Annotated in this window: 12 protein-coding genes and 1 pseudogene; 10 read left to right on the forward strand and 3 right to left on the reverse strand. The window is 71.7% G+C overall.

What is annotated here, in order from left to right; translation table 11 throughout:
• Nucleotides 1-101: 101 nt before the first annotated feature.
• From hutU to hutI, 4 genes are all read left to right on the forward strand, one after another.
• Nucleotides 102-1,766, forward strand: a complete 1,665-nt coding sequence (gene hutU, locus ACWDO5_RS08480) for a urocanate hydratase (RefSeq protein WP_450529523.1) — start codon at nucleotides 102-104, stop codon at nucleotides 1,764-1,766.
• A gap of 341 nt (nucleotides 1,767-2,107) precedes the next feature.
• Nucleotides 2,108-3,313, forward strand: a complete 1,206-nt coding sequence (locus ACWDO5_RS08485; protein WP_450529525.1) for an allantoate amidohydrolase — start codon at nucleotides 2,108-2,110, stop codon at nucleotides 3,311-3,313.
• Nucleotides 3,310-4,677, forward strand: a complete 1,368-nt coding sequence (locus ACWDO5_RS08490) for a formimidoylglutamate deiminase (protein ID WP_450529577.1) — start codon at nucleotides 3,310-3,312, stop codon at nucleotides 4,675-4,677. Before ACWDO5_RS08485 ends, ACWDO5_RS08490 begins: the two co-directional genes overlap by 4 nt.
• 29 nt (nucleotides 4,678-4,706) lie before the next feature.
• Nucleotides 4,707-5,882, forward strand: a complete 1,176-nt coding sequence (hutI, locus tag ACWDO5_RS08495; protein ID WP_450529526.1) for an imidazolonepropionase — start codon at nucleotides 4,707-4,709, stop codon at nucleotides 5,880-5,882.
• Here hutI and ACWDO5_RS08500 read toward each other — a convergent pair.
• Together ACWDO5_RS08500 and ACWDO5_RS08505 are read right to left on the reverse strand one after the other, a co-directional pair.
• Nucleotides 5,861-6,280: pseudogene (locus ACWDO5_RS08500) on the reverse strand (DUF952 domain-containing protein); the annotation flags it as partial. The gene hutI and the pseudogene ACWDO5_RS08500 sit on opposite strands and share 22 nt — an antisense overlap.
• 452 nt (nucleotides 6,281-6,732) lie before the next feature.
• Complete coding sequence (locus tag ACWDO5_RS08505; RefSeq protein WP_450529527.1) at nucleotides 6,733-7,449, reverse strand: hypothetical protein; 717 nt, start codon at nucleotides 7,447-7,449, stop codon at nucleotides 6,733-6,735.
• A gap of 85 nt (nucleotides 7,450-7,534) precedes the next feature.
• Between ACWDO5_RS08505 and ACWDO5_RS08510 the strand changes: the two genes are divergently transcribed.
• The 6 genes from ACWDO5_RS08510 to ACWDO5_RS08535 all read left to right on the forward strand — a co-directional run bounded on the left by ACWDO5_RS08510 (nucleotide 7,535) and on the right by ACWDO5_RS08535 (nucleotide 14,169).
• Nucleotides 7,535-8,224, forward strand: coding sequence for an aspartate/glutamate racemase family protein (locus tag ACWDO5_RS08510; RefSeq protein WP_450529529.1), 690 nt, complete (start codon nucleotides 7,535-7,537; stop codon nucleotides 8,222-8,224).
• A gap of 385 nt (nucleotides 8,225-8,609) precedes the next feature.
• Complete coding sequence (locus tag ACWDO5_RS08515) at nucleotides 8,610-9,695, forward strand: GNAT family N-acetyltransferase (RefSeq protein ID WP_450529530.1); 1,086 nt, start codon at nucleotides 8,610-8,612, stop codon at nucleotides 9,693-9,695.
• Between the two features lie 151 nt (nucleotides 9,696-9,846).
• Complete coding sequence (locus ACWDO5_RS08520) at nucleotides 9,847-11,241, forward strand: glycosyltransferase (RefSeq protein WP_450529579.1); 1,395 nt, start codon at nucleotides 9,847-9,849, stop codon at nucleotides 11,239-11,241.
• A 35-nt stretch (nucleotides 11,242-11,276) separates the two neighbouring features.
• Complete coding sequence (locus tag ACWDO5_RS08525) at nucleotides 11,277-12,068, forward strand: polysaccharide deacetylase family protein (RefSeq protein ID WP_450529532.1); 792 nt, start codon at nucleotides 11,277-11,279, stop codon at nucleotides 12,066-12,068.
• A gap of 67 nt (nucleotides 12,069-12,135) precedes the next feature.
• Nucleotides 12,136-12,501: a DUF6479 family protein gene (locus ACWDO5_RS08530; RefSeq protein ID WP_450529534.1), complete on the forward strand. Its 366-nt coding sequence runs from the start codon at nucleotides 12,136-12,138 to the stop codon at nucleotides 12,499-12,501.
• A gap of 423 nt (nucleotides 12,502-12,924) precedes the next feature.
• Nucleotides 12,925-14,169, forward strand: coding sequence for an SLC13 family permease (locus ACWDO5_RS08535; RefSeq protein WP_450529536.1), 1,245 nt, complete (start codon nucleotides 12,925-12,927; stop codon nucleotides 14,167-14,169).
• A 158-nt stretch (nucleotides 14,170-14,327) separates the two neighbouring features.
• Here ACWDO5_RS08535 and ACWDO5_RS08540 read toward each other — a convergent pair whose 3' ends face one another.
• Nucleotides 14,328-15,350, reverse strand: coding sequence for a glycosyl hydrolase (locus ACWDO5_RS08540; protein ID WP_450529537.1), 1,023 nt, complete (start codon nucleotides 15,348-15,350; stop codon nucleotides 14,328-14,330).
• Nucleotides 15,351-15,354: the final 4 nt, after the last annotated feature.

Genomic DNA, 15,354 nt, shown 5'->3' on the forward strand with positions numbered 1-15,354 from the left:
CCAGGAGGCTGCGACGCAGCTGTTGACTAAGACTATTCAGATAGCCAGGATGTGAATAGATGATCCAACACTCATGGTCGCAGTCGCGAGGAGGCATTGCCATGTCAGGACCCCGCCCCGTACGGGCACCGCGCGGTACGGAACTGAGCGCCCTGGGATGGCAGCAGGAGGCCGCCCTCCGCATGCTCCAGAACAACCTCGACCCGGAGGTCGCCGAGCACCCCGACAAGCTCGTCGTCTACGGCGGCACCGGCAAGGCCGCCCGCGACTGGCGCTCCTTCGACGCGATGGTGCGCACGCTGCGGACGCTGAAGCAGGACGAGACGATGCTCGTCCAGTCCGGCCGCCCGGTCGGCGTAATGCAGACGCACGAGTGGGCGCCGCGCGTGCTCATCGCCAACTCCAACCTGGTCGGCGACTGGGCGAACTGGGAGGAGTTCCGGCGGCTCGAGGCCCTCGGCCTCACCATGTACGGCCAGATGACGGCCGGATCGTGGATCTACATCGGCACGCAGGGCATTCTGCAGGGCACGTACGAGACGTTCGCCGCGGTCGCCGCGAAGAAGTTCGGCGGCACGCTGGCCGGGACGATTACTCTGACCGCCGGTCTGGGCGGGATGGGTGGCGCGCAGCCGCTCGCCGTGACCATGAACGACGGCGTCGCGATCTGTATCGACGTCGACCCGCGCGCGATCGAGCGCCGTATCGAGCACCGCTACCTGGATGTGCGCGCGAACTCGCTGGAGCACGCGCTCCAGCTGGCCGTCGAGGCACGGGACGCGCGCCGCCCGCTCTCCATCGGCCTGCTCGGCAACGCGGCGGAGCTGCTGCCGAGGATGCTCGCCGAAGGCGCGCCGGTCGACATCGTGACCGACCAGACGAGCGCCCACGACCCGCTGGCGTATCTGCCGGCCGGTGTCGACTTCGACGACCTGCAGTCGTACGCGGCACAGAAGCCGGCGGACTTCACCCGGCGCGCGCGTGAGTCCATGGCCAGGCATGTGGAAGCCATGGTCGGCTTCATGGACGCGGGCGCCGAGGTCTTCGACTACGGCAACTCGATCCGCGGCGAGGCCCAACTGGCCGGTTACGACCGGGCATTCGCCTTCCCCGGCTTCGTCCCGGCGTACATCCGGCCGCTGTTCTGCGAGGGCAAGGGCCCGTTCCGCTGGGCTGCCCTGTCGGGAGAGGAGTCGGACATCCACAAGACCGACAAGGCGATGCTCGAGCTGTTCCCCGGACACGAATCCCTGCACCGCTGGATCAAGATGGCCGGCGAGCGCGTCCACTTCCAGGGCCTGCCGGCCCGTATCTGCTGGCTCGGCTACGGCGAGCGGGACCGCGCGGGCGAGCGCTTCAATGACATGGTGGCCTCCGGCGAGCTGGCCGCCCCGCTGGCGATCGGCCGCGACCACCTGGACTGCGGCTCGGTCGCCTCCCCGTACCGCGAGACGGAGGCCATGCTCGACGGCTCGGACGCGATCGCCGACTGGCCGCTGCTGAACGCGATGGTCAACGTCGCGTCCGGCGCGAGCTGGGTCTCCATCCACCACGGCGGCGGCGTCGGCATGGGCCGCTCTATCCACGCGGGCCAGGTCTCGGTGGCGGACGGGACGAAGCTGGCGGGCGAGAAGATCCGCCGGGTGCTGACGAACGACCCGGGGATGGGTGTCATCCGGCATGTGGATGCGGGCTACGACATCGCGGAGTCGGTCGCGGACGAGCGGGGCGTGCGCGTCCCGATGCGCGAGGGCGGGAAGGCGTGACCGAGGAGACTTTCCCCCACCCCGCCCTTTCCCGCAGCGGGGGCTCCGCCCCGGATCCCGGTCCTCGAGCGGCGGCCGGGCTGGGTGGTGAGGCGGCGTCGGGCTCCGTCCCGGACCCCGGTCTTCGAACGCCGGGCGGGCGGGGAAGTGCGCCGGGCGGGCTGGGTGGTGAGGCGGCGTCGGGACCTGTCCCGGGAGCCGGTGCATCCGGCTCGCAGCCGGCACGCGGCGAAGCCGCCGTGCCCAGGGGGGGTGGGGGCTTGCCCCACCACGCGGTGGAGCCGCATGTCGATGCGGCGGGAAGGGGCAGGGCCGGGGAAAGCTCCCCCTCCTTCCACGAAATGTGGCGGGACCTCAAGCCCATCGGCCGCAACCCCGACACCCGCGGCTACCGCCGCTACGCGTGGACGGCCGCCGACGCCGACTGCCGCGCCTGGTTCCGCGCCCAGGCGGAGTCCCGCGGTCTCGCCTACGAGATCGACCGCAACGGCAACCAGTGGGCCTGGCTCGGCGCTGCGACATACAAAGACGTCGCCGCCGGGGACGCCGTCGTCACCGGCTCGCACCTCGACTCCGTCCCCGACGGCGGCGCTTTCGACGGCCCCCTCGGCGTCGTCTCCTCATTCGCCGCGCTCGATGAACTCCGCCGCAGGGGAGCGGAGTTCACCCGGCCCGTCGCCATCACCAACTTCGGTGACGAGGAGGGCGCCCGGTTCGGCCTCGCCTGCGTCGGCTCGCGCCTGGCGGCCGGACAGCTGACCGTCGAGGCGGCCCACCGACTGCGCGACGCCGACGGGATCACCCTCCCGCAAGCCATGGAGGCGGCCGGGTACGACCCGGCCGCCATCGGCCCGGCCCCCGAACGGCTCGCCCGCATCGGCGCGTTCGTCGAGCTCCACGTCGAGCAGGGCCGCGCCCTCGACCTGTCCGGCGACCGGGTCGGCATCGCGTCCGCCATCTGGCCGCACGGCCGCTGGCGGTTCGACTTCCACGGCGAGGCCAACCACGCCGGCACGACGCGGCTCGTCGACCGCCGCGACCCGATGCTGACGTACGCGCAGACGGTCCTCGCCGCGCGCCGCGAGGCGGAACTCGCGGGCGCGGTCGCCACGTTCGGCAAGATCTCCGTCGAGCCGAACGCCGTCAACGCGATTCCCTCACTGGTGCGCGGCTGGCTGGACTCCCGCGCCCCCGACCAGGCCACGCTCGACACGGTGACGGCCGGGATCGAGAGAGCCGCGCGCGAGTACGCCGACCGGCACGGGGTGGACCTCGCGGTCGTACGGGAGTCGTTCACGCCGGTCGTCGAGTTCGGCCATGCCCTGCGGGACGAGATCGGCACCCTGCTCGGCGGGCGGGCCCCGCTGCTCGGCACGGGTGCGGGACACGACGCGGGAATCCTGTCCGGGGCCGTCCCGACCGCCATGCTGTTCGTACGGAACCCGACAGGCGTTTCGCACTCCCCGGCCGAGTACGCGGCCGAGGACGACTGTGTCGCCGGGGTCCTCGCACTCGCCGACGTACTGGAGGGTCTCGCGTGCAGATGACCTACTGGCTGGAACACGCCTGGCTCGACCCGATCGTCGAGCCGGGCGTGGCGGTGACAGTGTCCATCAGCGGCTCCGCCGCGGGGGTGGACGGCAGGATCACCGCCGTGCGGACAGGGGCCGACGCCCCGCCGCCCGGGGCCGTGGTGCTGCGCGGCCTCACGATCCCCGGCCTCGCGAACGCCCACTCGCACGCCTTCCACCGGGCCCTGCGCGGGCTCGTGCAGGTGGGCTCGGGGACCTTCTGGACGTGGCGCGAGTTCATGTACCAGGTCGCGTCGCGGCTGACGCCGGAGTCGTACCACGCGCTGGCGCGGGCGGTGTACGCGGAGATGGCGCTGGCCGGGGTCACGGCGGTCGGCGAGTTCCACTATGTGCACCACGCGCCGGGGGGTACGCCGTACGCCGACCCGAACGCCATGGGTGAGGCGCTGATCGCCGCCGCGGCGGACGCGGGGATCCGGATCACCCTGCTCGACACGGCGTATCTGTCGTCCGCCATCGGGAACAAACACACCGGGGAGCCGCCGACCGCGCAGCAGCTCCGCTTCTCCGACGGCACGGCGGAAACGTGGGCGGAGCGGGTCTCGCTGCTGAAGGGCAGTGCGATGGTCCGGATCGGCGCGGCGATCCACTCCGTACGGGCGGTTCCGGCCGAGCAGCTGCCGACGGTGGCCTCGTGGGCGTCGTCCCGCAACGCCCCCCTCCATGTCCATCTCTCCGAGCAGACGGCGGAGAACGACGCCTGCCTCGCGGCGTACGGCCGCACGCCGGCGCGGCTGCTGGCGGACTACGGCGTGCTCGGCCGGCGTACGACGGGTGTCCACAACACGCATCTGACGGACGAGGACATCGACCTGGTCGGCGCGAGTGGGACCGGGACGTGCATGTGCCCGACGACGGAACGCGACCTGGCCGACGGGATCGGCCCGGCGGTCGCCCTCCAGCGCACAGGCTCCCCGCTCTCGCTGGGCAGCGACAGCCACGCGGTGATCGACCTGCTGGAGGAGGCCCGGGCGATGGAGATGCACGAACGCCTGCGCACCCGCACCCGCGGTCACTGGACCGCGGCGGCGCTGCTGCGGGCCGCGTCGGAGGACGGTCACGCGGCGCTGGGCTGGGACGGTGCGGGCCGTCTGGAGGCAGGTGCTCTTGCCGACTTCACGACCGTCGCCCTGGACTCGGTCCGGACGGTGGGGCCGGTGCCGAGGCTGGCGGTGGAGGCGGCGGTGTTCGCGGGGACGTCCGCCGACATCCGCCACACGATCGTGGCGGGCCGCCATGTGGTCCGCGACGGAGTCCACGCCCTGGTCGAGGACGTGCCGGGGGCGATGTCGGAAGCGATCGCCGCGCTGCGCGCGTGACGGCGCGTCTCCCTCACGGAGAGGAACCCATGAGCACCACCACCCTCATCACCAACATCGGCAGTCTCGTCACCAACGACCCGGCTCTCGGCGGTGGCACCCCCCTCGGCATCGTCCAGGACGCGGCCGTCGTCCTGGACGGCGAGCGCATCGCCTGGGCCGGGCGCGCCGCCGACGCGCCCGACGCCGAAGAGGCGTACGACGCGGGCGGCCGCGCCGTGATCCCCGGTTTCGTGGACTCCCATTCGCATCTGGTCTTCGCGGGCGACAGGACCGCCGAGTTCAACGCCCGGATGTCCGGCCGCGCCTACTCGGCCGGCGGCATCCGCATCACCGTCGCCGCGACTCGCGCCGCCACCGACGACGAACTGAGCGCCAACGTCGCGAAGTACATGGCCGAGGCTCTCCGCCAGGGCACCACCACCTTCGAGACCAAGTCCGGCTACGGACTGACCGTCGAGGACGAGGCCCGCGCCCTGCGGATCGCCGCGCTGCACACCGACGAGGTCACCTACCTCGGCGCGCACATCGTCTCGCCCGACTACGCCGACGACCCCGCCGCCTACGTCGCCCTCGTCACCGGCGAGATGCTCGACGCCTGCGCTCCGTACGCCCGTTGGATCGACGTCTTCTGCGAGAAGGGCGCCTTCGACGGCGACCAGGCCCGCGCGATCCTCGCCGCCGGCAAGGCGGAGGGCCTGCACCCTCGTGTGCACGCCAACCAGCTGAGCTACGGCCCCGGCGTGCAGCTCGCCGTCGAGCTCGACGCCGCGTCCGCCGATCACTGCACGCACCTCACGGACGCGGACGTCGACGCCCTCGCGAGTGGGAACACGGTCGCCACGCTGCTGCCCGGCGCGGAGTTCTCCACCCGCGCCGCGTGGCCGGACGCCCGCCGCCTGCTCGACGCGGGCGTGACCGTCGCGCTGTCCACGGACTGCAACCCGGGCTCGTCGTTCACGTCCTCCGTCCCGTTCTGCATCGCCCTCGCCGTACGGGACATGAAGATGACCCCGGACGAGGCGATCTGGTCCGCGACGGCCGGCGGGGCGCGGGCGCTGCGCCGTGACGACATCGGCCGCATCACCCCCGGCGCCCGCGCCGACCTCGTGCTGCTCGACGCCCCGAGCCACGTCCACCTCGCCTACCGGCCGGGCGTTCCGCTCGTCTCGGACGTATGGCGTCAGGGCAAGAGGTGCCGGTAGCTGTCGGGGTTCTCCCTCAGGTACCCGGCGAAGGTCTTCGCCGGGTGCCCGGTCAGCCGCGGTACGGCGTCGGAGACGGTGGCCATCTCCCCGGCGGCGATCGCCTCGTACGAGGGCACCCAGCCGGTGACCTCCCAGTCCTCGACGCCGTAGTGGGCCCGTGAGGCGTATGCCTCCTCACGCGTCTCGGCCACATGGGTGACCGTCCGTCCGGTGACCCGGCTCAGCTCCGCGGCCACCTCGGCGAGGGAGAGCGCCTCGGGCCCGGTGACGTAGTACGTCGCCCCGTCGTGCCCATCGCCGAGCAGTACGGCAGCGGCCACGTCCGCGATGTCCTCGTGCGCGACGGCGGCCACCCGCCCCTCGCCCGCAGGCCCGCGGATCACCCGGTCCGCCCCGGCCCCGACGAGCCGACGGGCAACCCGCCCACCTACGCGGCCGCTTGCCGGTTACGGCGATGACTGGCGGCATGGGCGCGTCCTCCTGGTGAGTGTGCGGGCGACCTGAGCGGGGGAGACGCCGCGGTCCAGCCAGGTGCGGACGGCACGGGCGAGGCGGCGTACGTCCCGCTCGGAGGGCGGCACGCGGGGGTCCTGGGGCGGAGCCCGGCGAGGAGCTTGGCGGCGAGGGGGGCAGCGGCCTCCGGATCCGGCTGCGACGCCTGTACGGGTTCGGCGTCGGGGTCGGGTGCCGGCTCCGGCTCGGCCGGGGCATCCGCGGTGACGGGCAGGGCGCCCGTCCGCACCCAGCACGACGTACGGGTCACGACCCGCCCGCTCGCGATCCGCCCGAGCGGCGGTGCCGTACGCATGTCGATGCAAGATCGAGGCTGGCTTCTGCTCAGCGGAGATCAGGTCGCTCGCCCCCCACCCTCCCGCACGCGCGCGTTCAGGATCAGCTGCACCCCCGCCCACAGCATCCACAGCGCCAGCAGCAGCGGCGTGAACCACGCGCTGACCGGACCCGCCAGCGACAGCACGGCCACCACGAAGCCCGCCCAGCCGAGCCAGGCCGGTACCGAGCGGGGCGCCTGTGACGCGCGCCAGATCGCGAAGAGCATCACCGCCGCGCCCGCCATCGCCGCGACCATCGCGCCGTACGCCACGTGCAGCAGCAGGATCGCGGCGAGCGAGGCCGCCGGGACGGCCGGGGAGACGTCGGAGTGGTTCGCAGTGATCGCGAAGATGTTCCCGGCGAGCGCCGCGACCATGAGGAACACGGTGAAGACCGTGCCGCCGACCAGCACCAGGTGCGAGCGGTTGCCGGCCAGTCGGGCGAGTGCGACCAGGAAGAACAGGAACAGCAGGCCCGCCGCCAGCAGGATCAGTGCCGCCGCTTCCGACAGGTCCCGGTTGCTGTCCTTGACGTAGAAGAGCACGACCCTCCTGATCGCGCCCCTCCCCTCGATGTCGGGTGTACGCATCCACAGCACATGCCCGGTGATCAGCAATGCCGCGGACGCCAGACCGGCGATCCCGGGCCACAGGTCTCTGTGCGGGGCGGGTTCCGCGTGCGGTAGGGGTTCCTTGCTCTGCGACGCCATCATCGGGGCCTCCCACGCGAGCATCCCCGAGAAGTGTCCTTTGCGGCTTTTTGCTCCATTTTGTCACTTGTTCGCAGGGGGCGTACGGCGGGCGTGGCAGAGTGGGCCGATGAAGACCATCGGCCTGATCGGCGGCATGAGCTGGGAATCCAGCGCGGAGTACTACCGGCTCCTCAACGAGCTCGTGCGGGAACGTCTTGGCGGGCTGCACTCCGCCAAGTGCCTTCTCCACTCCCTCGACTTCGCCGAGATCGAGGAGCTCCAGGTCGCGGGCGAGTGGCAGCGTGCCGGTGAGATTCTCGCCGAGGCAGCCAGGGGGCTCCAGGCCGCGGGTGCGGACCTGCTGCTGATCTGCACCAACACCATGCACAAGGTCGCGGGCCAGGTGGAGGCGGCCGTCTCGGTGCCGCTGCTGCATCTCGCGGATGCCACCGCCGATGCCGTACGGGCCGCGGGCATCAGCCGCGTCGGGCTGCTCGGGACCGCTTTCACCATGGAGCAGGCCTTCTACCGCGACCGGCTGGCCGGGCACGGGCTCGACGTGCTCACGCCGGACGGCGAAGGGCGTGCGCTGGTGCACCGGGTGATCTACGAGGAGCTGTGCCTCGGTGTCGTACGCGAGCAGTCCCGCGCCGCCTACCAGGACGTCATCGGCAAGCTCGTCGCCGCCGGGGCGGAAGGTGTCGTACTGGGGTGCACCGAGATCGAGTTGCTGATCCGGGACGAGGACAGTCCCGTGCCCGTCTTTCCGACGACCCGGCTGCACGCCGAGGCCGCCGTGGACGCGGCGCTGCGGTAGAGGCTCGCCCCATGGACATGGGGCGAGTGACAGGCCTCAGGGTCGCGGGCGTACCGGCAGCCTCTGCACGCTGTTGCCCACGAAGCTTGCGTGCCGTGGCAGTTCGGCCTCCGGGATCGCCAGGTCCAGCTCCGGGCAGCGTGGGAAACAGCGAGGCCGACTGTCGTACGGGCCGCTGCTGTACGGACGGCAGCGGCGGGTCGGTGAAACGCACCGGGGCGCCGCGAGCCCCCTCTCCCTCCCGTCACTCGGGCATCATTCGTATCCACCCTTTCCGGCTCCTTCACTGATCCGTCACAAAAAGGGCGTCGCTCCCTACCCTGTCGGGATATCGACCGGTACCGTCCTGTCCGGGGAAGTTCAAGGGGGAGGACCGGGGGTCGAGTTGAGCGGTGTACGCATTCGTGTGCTGAAACCGGAGGAGCTGGGCGAGGAGGAGGCCGAGGCCTGGCGGGAGCTGCGGGCCAAGAGCGGGGCGCCCGCCAATCCGTTCATGGAGCCCGAGTTCACCCTCGCCGTCGGCCGGGTGCGGCCCGCGGCCAGGGTGGCGGTGCTGTGGGAGGACGGGGAGCCGGCCGGTTTCTTCCCGTATGAACAAGGGCCGCTCGGTCACGGCCGCGCGATCGGCCTGGGGGTCTGTGACTGCCAGGGCGCGGTACTGCGCCCAGGGCTGACGATCACGCCCCGTGAACTGCTGCGGGCCTGCGCGCTGTCGGCCTGGGAGTTCGACAATCTCGAAGCGGGGCAAGGCGTGTTCCAGCCGGACGCCGCCGAGGAGTTCGCCTCTCCCGTCATCGACGTCGGCGCGGGCTACGCGGCGTACGAAGAGGTGCTGCGCGCCCAGTCGCCCAAGTTCCTCAAGACGACGCTGGCCAAGGAGCGCAAGCTGGGGCGGCAGGTGGGCGAGGTGCGGTTCGTCTTCGACGAGCGCGACCCGGCCGCGCTGCGCACCCTCATGGAGTGGAAGTCCGCGCAGTACCGCAGGACCGGCCGCCGGGACCGCTTCGCCAAGGAGTGGATCAGCACCCTGGTGCGGCTGCTGCACGAGACGCGCACGCCCGGCTGCTCCGGGGTGCTCTCCGTGCTGTACGCCGCGGACCGGCCCGTCGCCGCGCACTTCGGGCTGCGCTCGCTCACCGTGCTGTCCTGCTGGTTTCCGGCGTACGAACCCGAGTTCGCCAAGTACTCACCGGGTCTGATCCTGCATCTGCGGATGGCCGAGTCGGCCGCCGCGGAAAGCATCGGGATGCTCGATCTGGGGCGTGGGGCGGCCGAGTACAAGGACGCGCTGAAGACCGGCGAGCTGCAGGTGTACGAGGGCTCCTCGGTACGGCCTGGGGGGCGGGCCGCCCTGTACTGGCTGAGCCGCGAGCCCGCGCGCCGGGCGCACAGCTTTGTACGCGACAAGCCGCGGCTGGCCGAATACGCGCAGAAGACGCTGAACCAGATCGGCAGGATGCGGGGCAACTGACCGCCGGAGCAGCCGCGCAAGCGGGGGGAGTGTCGTGAACAGCACACCGCACAGAGGGAACACGCCGGGCACGTCGCCCGGGCAGGTCCCGGCACCCGGACCCGCCGCGGCACGTGGACAAGGCACACCGCGCGCGCCCCGGCTCGCCGAGATCCAGGTCACCGAGCTGGACCTGGACGGTCCCGACGGAGCCGTGCTCAGCTTCGGCCCCGCGACGGCCGGCGGCCCGGCCGTCCGGGGCGGCGACGTCTACGCCCTTGTACGCCTCCGCGGCCGCCCCGTCGCCACCGTCGTCTGCCGCGTCCCGCCCGGCAAGGCGCCCGCCGACGCCGTCGCCGCGGCCGCCCGCGCCGCGCTCGCGGGCCGCGAGCCGCCCGCCTCCCGCTGCGCCCCGGGTAACCAGCCGCCGGGCAGCGACCGTCAACGCCCCCGGCCTACGGGGACCACGGACGCCCGCACGAGTCGTGCCCCGGGTAACCAGCCGCCGGGCAGCGACCGTCAACGCCCCCGGCCTACGGGGACCACGGACGCCCGCACGAGTCGTGCGAGTGTCGTCGTCGCCACCCGCGAGCGCGCCGACCAGCTGGCCCGCGCGCTCGACTCGTTGCTGGAGCAGGACCACCCGGACTTCGAGATCGTCGTCGTCGACAACGCGCCCGTCACCAGCGCCACCCAGGATCTCGTCGAGCACGAGTACGGCGAGCGCGTCCGGTACGTCCGCGAGTCCGTGCCCGGCCTCGCGATCGCCCACAACCGCGGGATCGCCGTCGCCGACGGCGCGGTCATCGCCTTCACGGACGACGACGTCGTGGCCGACCCGCACTGGCTCACCGCGCTCACCGCGCCGTTCGCCGCCGACCCGGGCCTGGGCTGCGCGACGGGGCTGATCCTGCCCGCCCGGCTGCGCACGCCCGCGCAGATCCTCCTGGAGAGTCACGGCGGCTTCGCCAAGGGCTTCGAGGCGCGGCTCTACGACCCGGCGTGCCCGCCCGCAGACGACCCGCTCTTCCCGTTCACTGCGGGCAGTTTCGGCTCCGGCGCCAATATGGCCTTCCGCGCCACGGCGCTGCGGGACATCGGCGGCTTCGACCCCGCCACCGGCACCGGCACCCCCGCCAGGGGCGGCGACGACCTGTACGCGTTTGTGAGCGTCCTCGCCGCCGGGCACCGGCTGCGCTACACACCCGACGCGCTCGTCTGGCATCACCACCGGGAGACCTGGCAGGACCTGAGGAACCAGGCGTACGGATACGGCGCCGGCCTCACCGCGTACCTCACCGCCCTCCTGGTGCGCCGCCCCGCCCTGCTGCCCGCGCTGCTGCGGAAGCTGCCGGGCGGCCTCGCGCACGCCCGCACCATCACCGCCCACCGCGAGGCCGCCGGGGCGGCCGTGCCGGGGGCGCACGGGGCGCGGGACTATCCCTGGCCGCGCCAGCTGTCCCGGCTCGAGCGCCGCGGCATGCTGGCCGGGCCGGTCGGGTATGCGAAGGCACGCCGACGGGTCCGGGGCGTACCGCTGCCCTGGGACCGGCAGGGGGAGAAGTGAGCGGCGGGGGAGGGCTGAGAGGCGATGGTGCGACGATGCCCCGGATTCCCGTGCTGCTCTACCACGCCGTGATGGACGATCCGCCCGACTGGATCGCCGAATTCACCGTGACGCCAAGGGACTTCGGCGCACAGCTGGACGCGATCGTGGTCAGCGGCCGCACGCCGGTCCCGATCAGCGCCCTCGTGAGCCATCTCGCTGGCCGCTCGCCGCTGCCGGACCGGCCCGTCGTCCTCACCTTCGACGACGGCTTCGCCGATCTGCCGGGTCCCACCGCCGAGGCGCTCGCCTCGCGCGCGCTGTCCGCCACCGCGTATCTCACCACCGGGGCCATTACCCCCGGCCGGCGCAGCCTGCTGCCGCCCGCGCCGATGATGACGCTCTCCCAGGTGCCGCTCCTCGAGCAGTACGGCATGGAGGTCGGCGCCCACACCGTCACGCACCCTCAGCTGGACACCCTTCCGCCCGGCGCGCTCCGGCGGGAGCTGCGCGAGCCCAAGGCGGTGCTGGAAGACGTACTCGGCCATGAGGTGGCGCATCTCGCCTATCCGCACGGCTACAACAGCCGTGCGGTGCGCAAGGCGGCTCTTGGCGCCGGCTACGCCTCCGCGGTCGCCGTCCGGCACGCGCTGAGCTCCGAGACCGACGAGGCGTACCGCATCGCCCGTCTCATCCTGCGCCACAGCCACACGGTCGCGGACATCGAGGCGTGGATGGACGGGCGGGGCGCTCCGGTCGCGCCGTTCCCCGACTCGCTGCCGACGATCGGCTGGCGGCTCTACCGGCGGGCCCGCGCGGCCGTCAGAGGCCCGGTCTTCGCGGGCTAGGCCAGTTCCACGATGTGGAATGTGATAGGTGCGGCATTTCGGGTAACTGCACAGTATGAATGGATTCATGCACGCGCAGGCCGACCAGCTCGCGGATCCTCTCGCCCGGGGGCTGGGGGCCGCCGTCGCGCCGGTCGCCGCCATCGTGGTCATCGCCGTGGGGATCTTCGTCGCGGCGATGTGGGCGAACCGCAGGCGCCCCTACCAGCCACCGAGCCCCGAGGAGCAGCCGCGGCCCCCCGAACACCCCACCCACCTTGGGGAGACCCGGGAACCCGACGACGACTTCGGTGCCGAAGGCGGGAAGCGCCGCGTCCTGCCGCACGAGATGAAGGGGTACGGGAACTTCGGATCCCACACGTCTCACGGCGAACGGCCCCCCGACGACGAGAACAGCGGAGGAGCGTTCGGCAGCGGCCGGCTCGGCGGCTGACCAACAGCGCGACCTGGCGCGCCCGGGATCTGTCCTGGCTGTGGAGAGAAGCCGACGAAACGGGTCTCCACCAGTGATCGCGCCGGCTCTGCGCGCAGGCCGCACTGACCTCTTCTGACATGCCGTCCATATCGGCGATACACCCCCGTGCCGCAGCGCGGTCAGTGGCCAAGTTGCTTGCCGAGGAACGTCACGATGCCGGTCGCGACGAGGGCTGCGCCGAAACACCACGGCATCGACCGCTTTCAGCCGGTCCACAGTCTCTTCCACCAGATGCAGCGGTCGGCCGGTGATCAGGATGTCGTGGTCGTCGCCCCGGACCGCGGTGACACGGTAGGCGCCGGTGCCGACAGGCGGATGTCGTGGCCGCTCCCCTCAGTCGCGGCTACGACTGCGACGCGGGCAGCATGGATGATCAGGCACATGTTCGCCGAAGTCATCTCCGCGCTTGCCCTGGTCGTCGTGCTCGTGTGTGCCGTGATCCGGCCCCGTGGGTGGCCGGAAGCGGTGTTCGCGGTGCCGGCGGCCGCTGCCGTCGTCCTGACCGGCGTGATCGGGTTGGACGAGGTGGTCGCGGAGGCGGAGCGGCTCGGTCCGGCGATCGCTTTCCTGGCCGCCATCCTGGTCCTGGCCAAGCTGTGTGACGACGAGGGCCTCTTTCATGCCTGCGGGACGTGGATGGCGCGATGGGCGGCGGGACAGTCGCGTCGTCTGCTGGGAGCGGTGTTCGTCCTCGCGTCCGTCATCACGGCCACGTTGAGTCTGGACGCAACCGTCGTGCTGCTCACTCCAGTGGTGTTCGCGACGGTCGCCCGGATGAATGCGCGCCCCAAGCCGCACATCTACGCCTGTGCGCATCTGTCGAACACGGCGTCGCTGCTGCTGCCGGTGTCGAACCTGACCAATCTGCTCGCGTTCACGGCAAGCGGTCTGAGCTTCACGCGTTTCACGGCACTCATGTTGCTGCCGTGGCTGGTGGCGATCGGCGTGGAGTACGCGGTCTTCCGCCGGTTCTTCGCCGCCGACCTCGACGCCCCGGTCGCCCGGCCTCCTGCCGGGCCGCCGCAGGTGCCGCTGTTCGCCCTGGCAACCGTGGTCGCGACCCTGGCCGGATTCGCCGTGGCCTCCGCGCTCGGGATCGACCCCGCCTTCGCCGCGGCCGCCGGCGCGACGGTGCTCGCCGTCCGGGCGCTGGCTCGTCGGCACACCACTCCGGCCGCAATCGTGCGCTCCGCGTCGCTGCCGTTCCTGGCCTTCGTCCTCGCTCTGGGAATCGTCGTCCGGGCGGTCGTCGACCACGGACTGGGCACCGCCCTGGCGCGTGCGCTGCCGGACGGGGTGTCTTTGGCCGCGCTGCTCGGCACCGCCGCACTGGCCGCCGTCCTCGCAAACCTGATCAACAACCTGCCCGCGGTGCTGGCCCTGATCCCGCTGGCCGCGCCGTCCGGGCCCGGCGCCGTGCTGGCCGTGCTGCTCGGGGTCAACATCGGCCCCAACCTCACCTACGTCGGATCGCTGGCCACCCTGCTGTGGCGCCGTATTGCTTACCACCACGACCACGACGTCGACCTGGTCCAGTTCACCCGCCTCGGTCTGTACACCGTCCCGGCCGCCCTGACCCTGTCCACGCTCGCCCTGTGGGCCTCGCTGCACCTCATCGGAACATGACGAAGGTCTCGGGGCCCGCCGCCGCGGCCGGCACATGCCCGGCCCAGTGGTTGGCGGGTCTGCCGAGGTCACGGCCCGGAAGGGTGGACCTGGACGGCTAGAAACGATCTTGATGTTCGAGCGATGCCACCCTCCCGGGAGGGTGGCATCGCTCCTGACTACCGCACTTCGCCGGTTCCCCGAGGCTGGTTGAAGTACGGGTCGGAGACCGCCTTGCGCAGGCTCTCCCAGGACTCGTCCCTGGCCAGTGAGAGGTCACAGCCGGGACCCGGGTCCCGGTAGTTCCACTGGAGCGCGGCTCGTACCCCATCCAACCCTTTGACCACACGCGGCACTTGCTCGTACCAATCGGCCTGGGCGGACGGCTTCGCGGGATCGTCCGCAGTGCCGAACTCCGAGAGCACCAGCGGCTTGTCCGCGGAGAGGTTCTCGCGGATCCAGTCGTGGGACGCCGTCTGCGTCTGCTCGAAGCTCTGCCATTTCGCCTTGTGGCAGCCGAAGTAGTTGTACTGGTTGTAGCCGATCCAGTCGACGTACGCGTCGCCCGGATAGAGCGGGCGGAACAGCTCACTGTTGCCGGTGTAGCCGGTGATGATCCAAGTCCACACCACATTCGTCACACCCAGCTCACGGAACCGGTCATGGATGTGCCGGTAGGCGGCGACATACTCGGCGGGTGTGCCGTTGGCGGGAGTGCGGGTGTCCATCTCCAGATCGAAGGAGAGGAAGAGCGGCTTGCCGTACGCCTTGATCCGCTTAGCCTGGACGTCGATCACGCTCGCGTCGAGCGACCCGGAGGCGATCTGCTTCCAGCTGGGCTGCTGCGCCGGGGTGCCGTTCCACCACTTGCTCTCCCAGGACAGCAGCAGCATCCGGTCCTTGCCGACGCGCCGCTCCTGCTCGGTCAGCAGCTGTCCCTCCAGGCCGTCCAGGGACATGTCGTGGTACGTGTAGACGATGTCCAGCGTGCGGCCGACGCGCTTCTCGTAGGCGAGGACCTTCTCTTCGAGGTCGGGCTTGGTGTGGCGTACATACGCGCCGAACCAGGCGCCGCAGCGCGGCACCAGCAGTTCGGTCGGCCGGCATTCGGCGCTGTGCGCCGAGGGGTCGGAGTCGTCGGAACGGGAGGACTTGAGGGCGAGCACGCTCACGAGCAGCACGCCGACGAGGGCTGTGGACACGGCC

Source organism: Streptomyces sp. NPDC000880 (assembly GCF_053599675.1).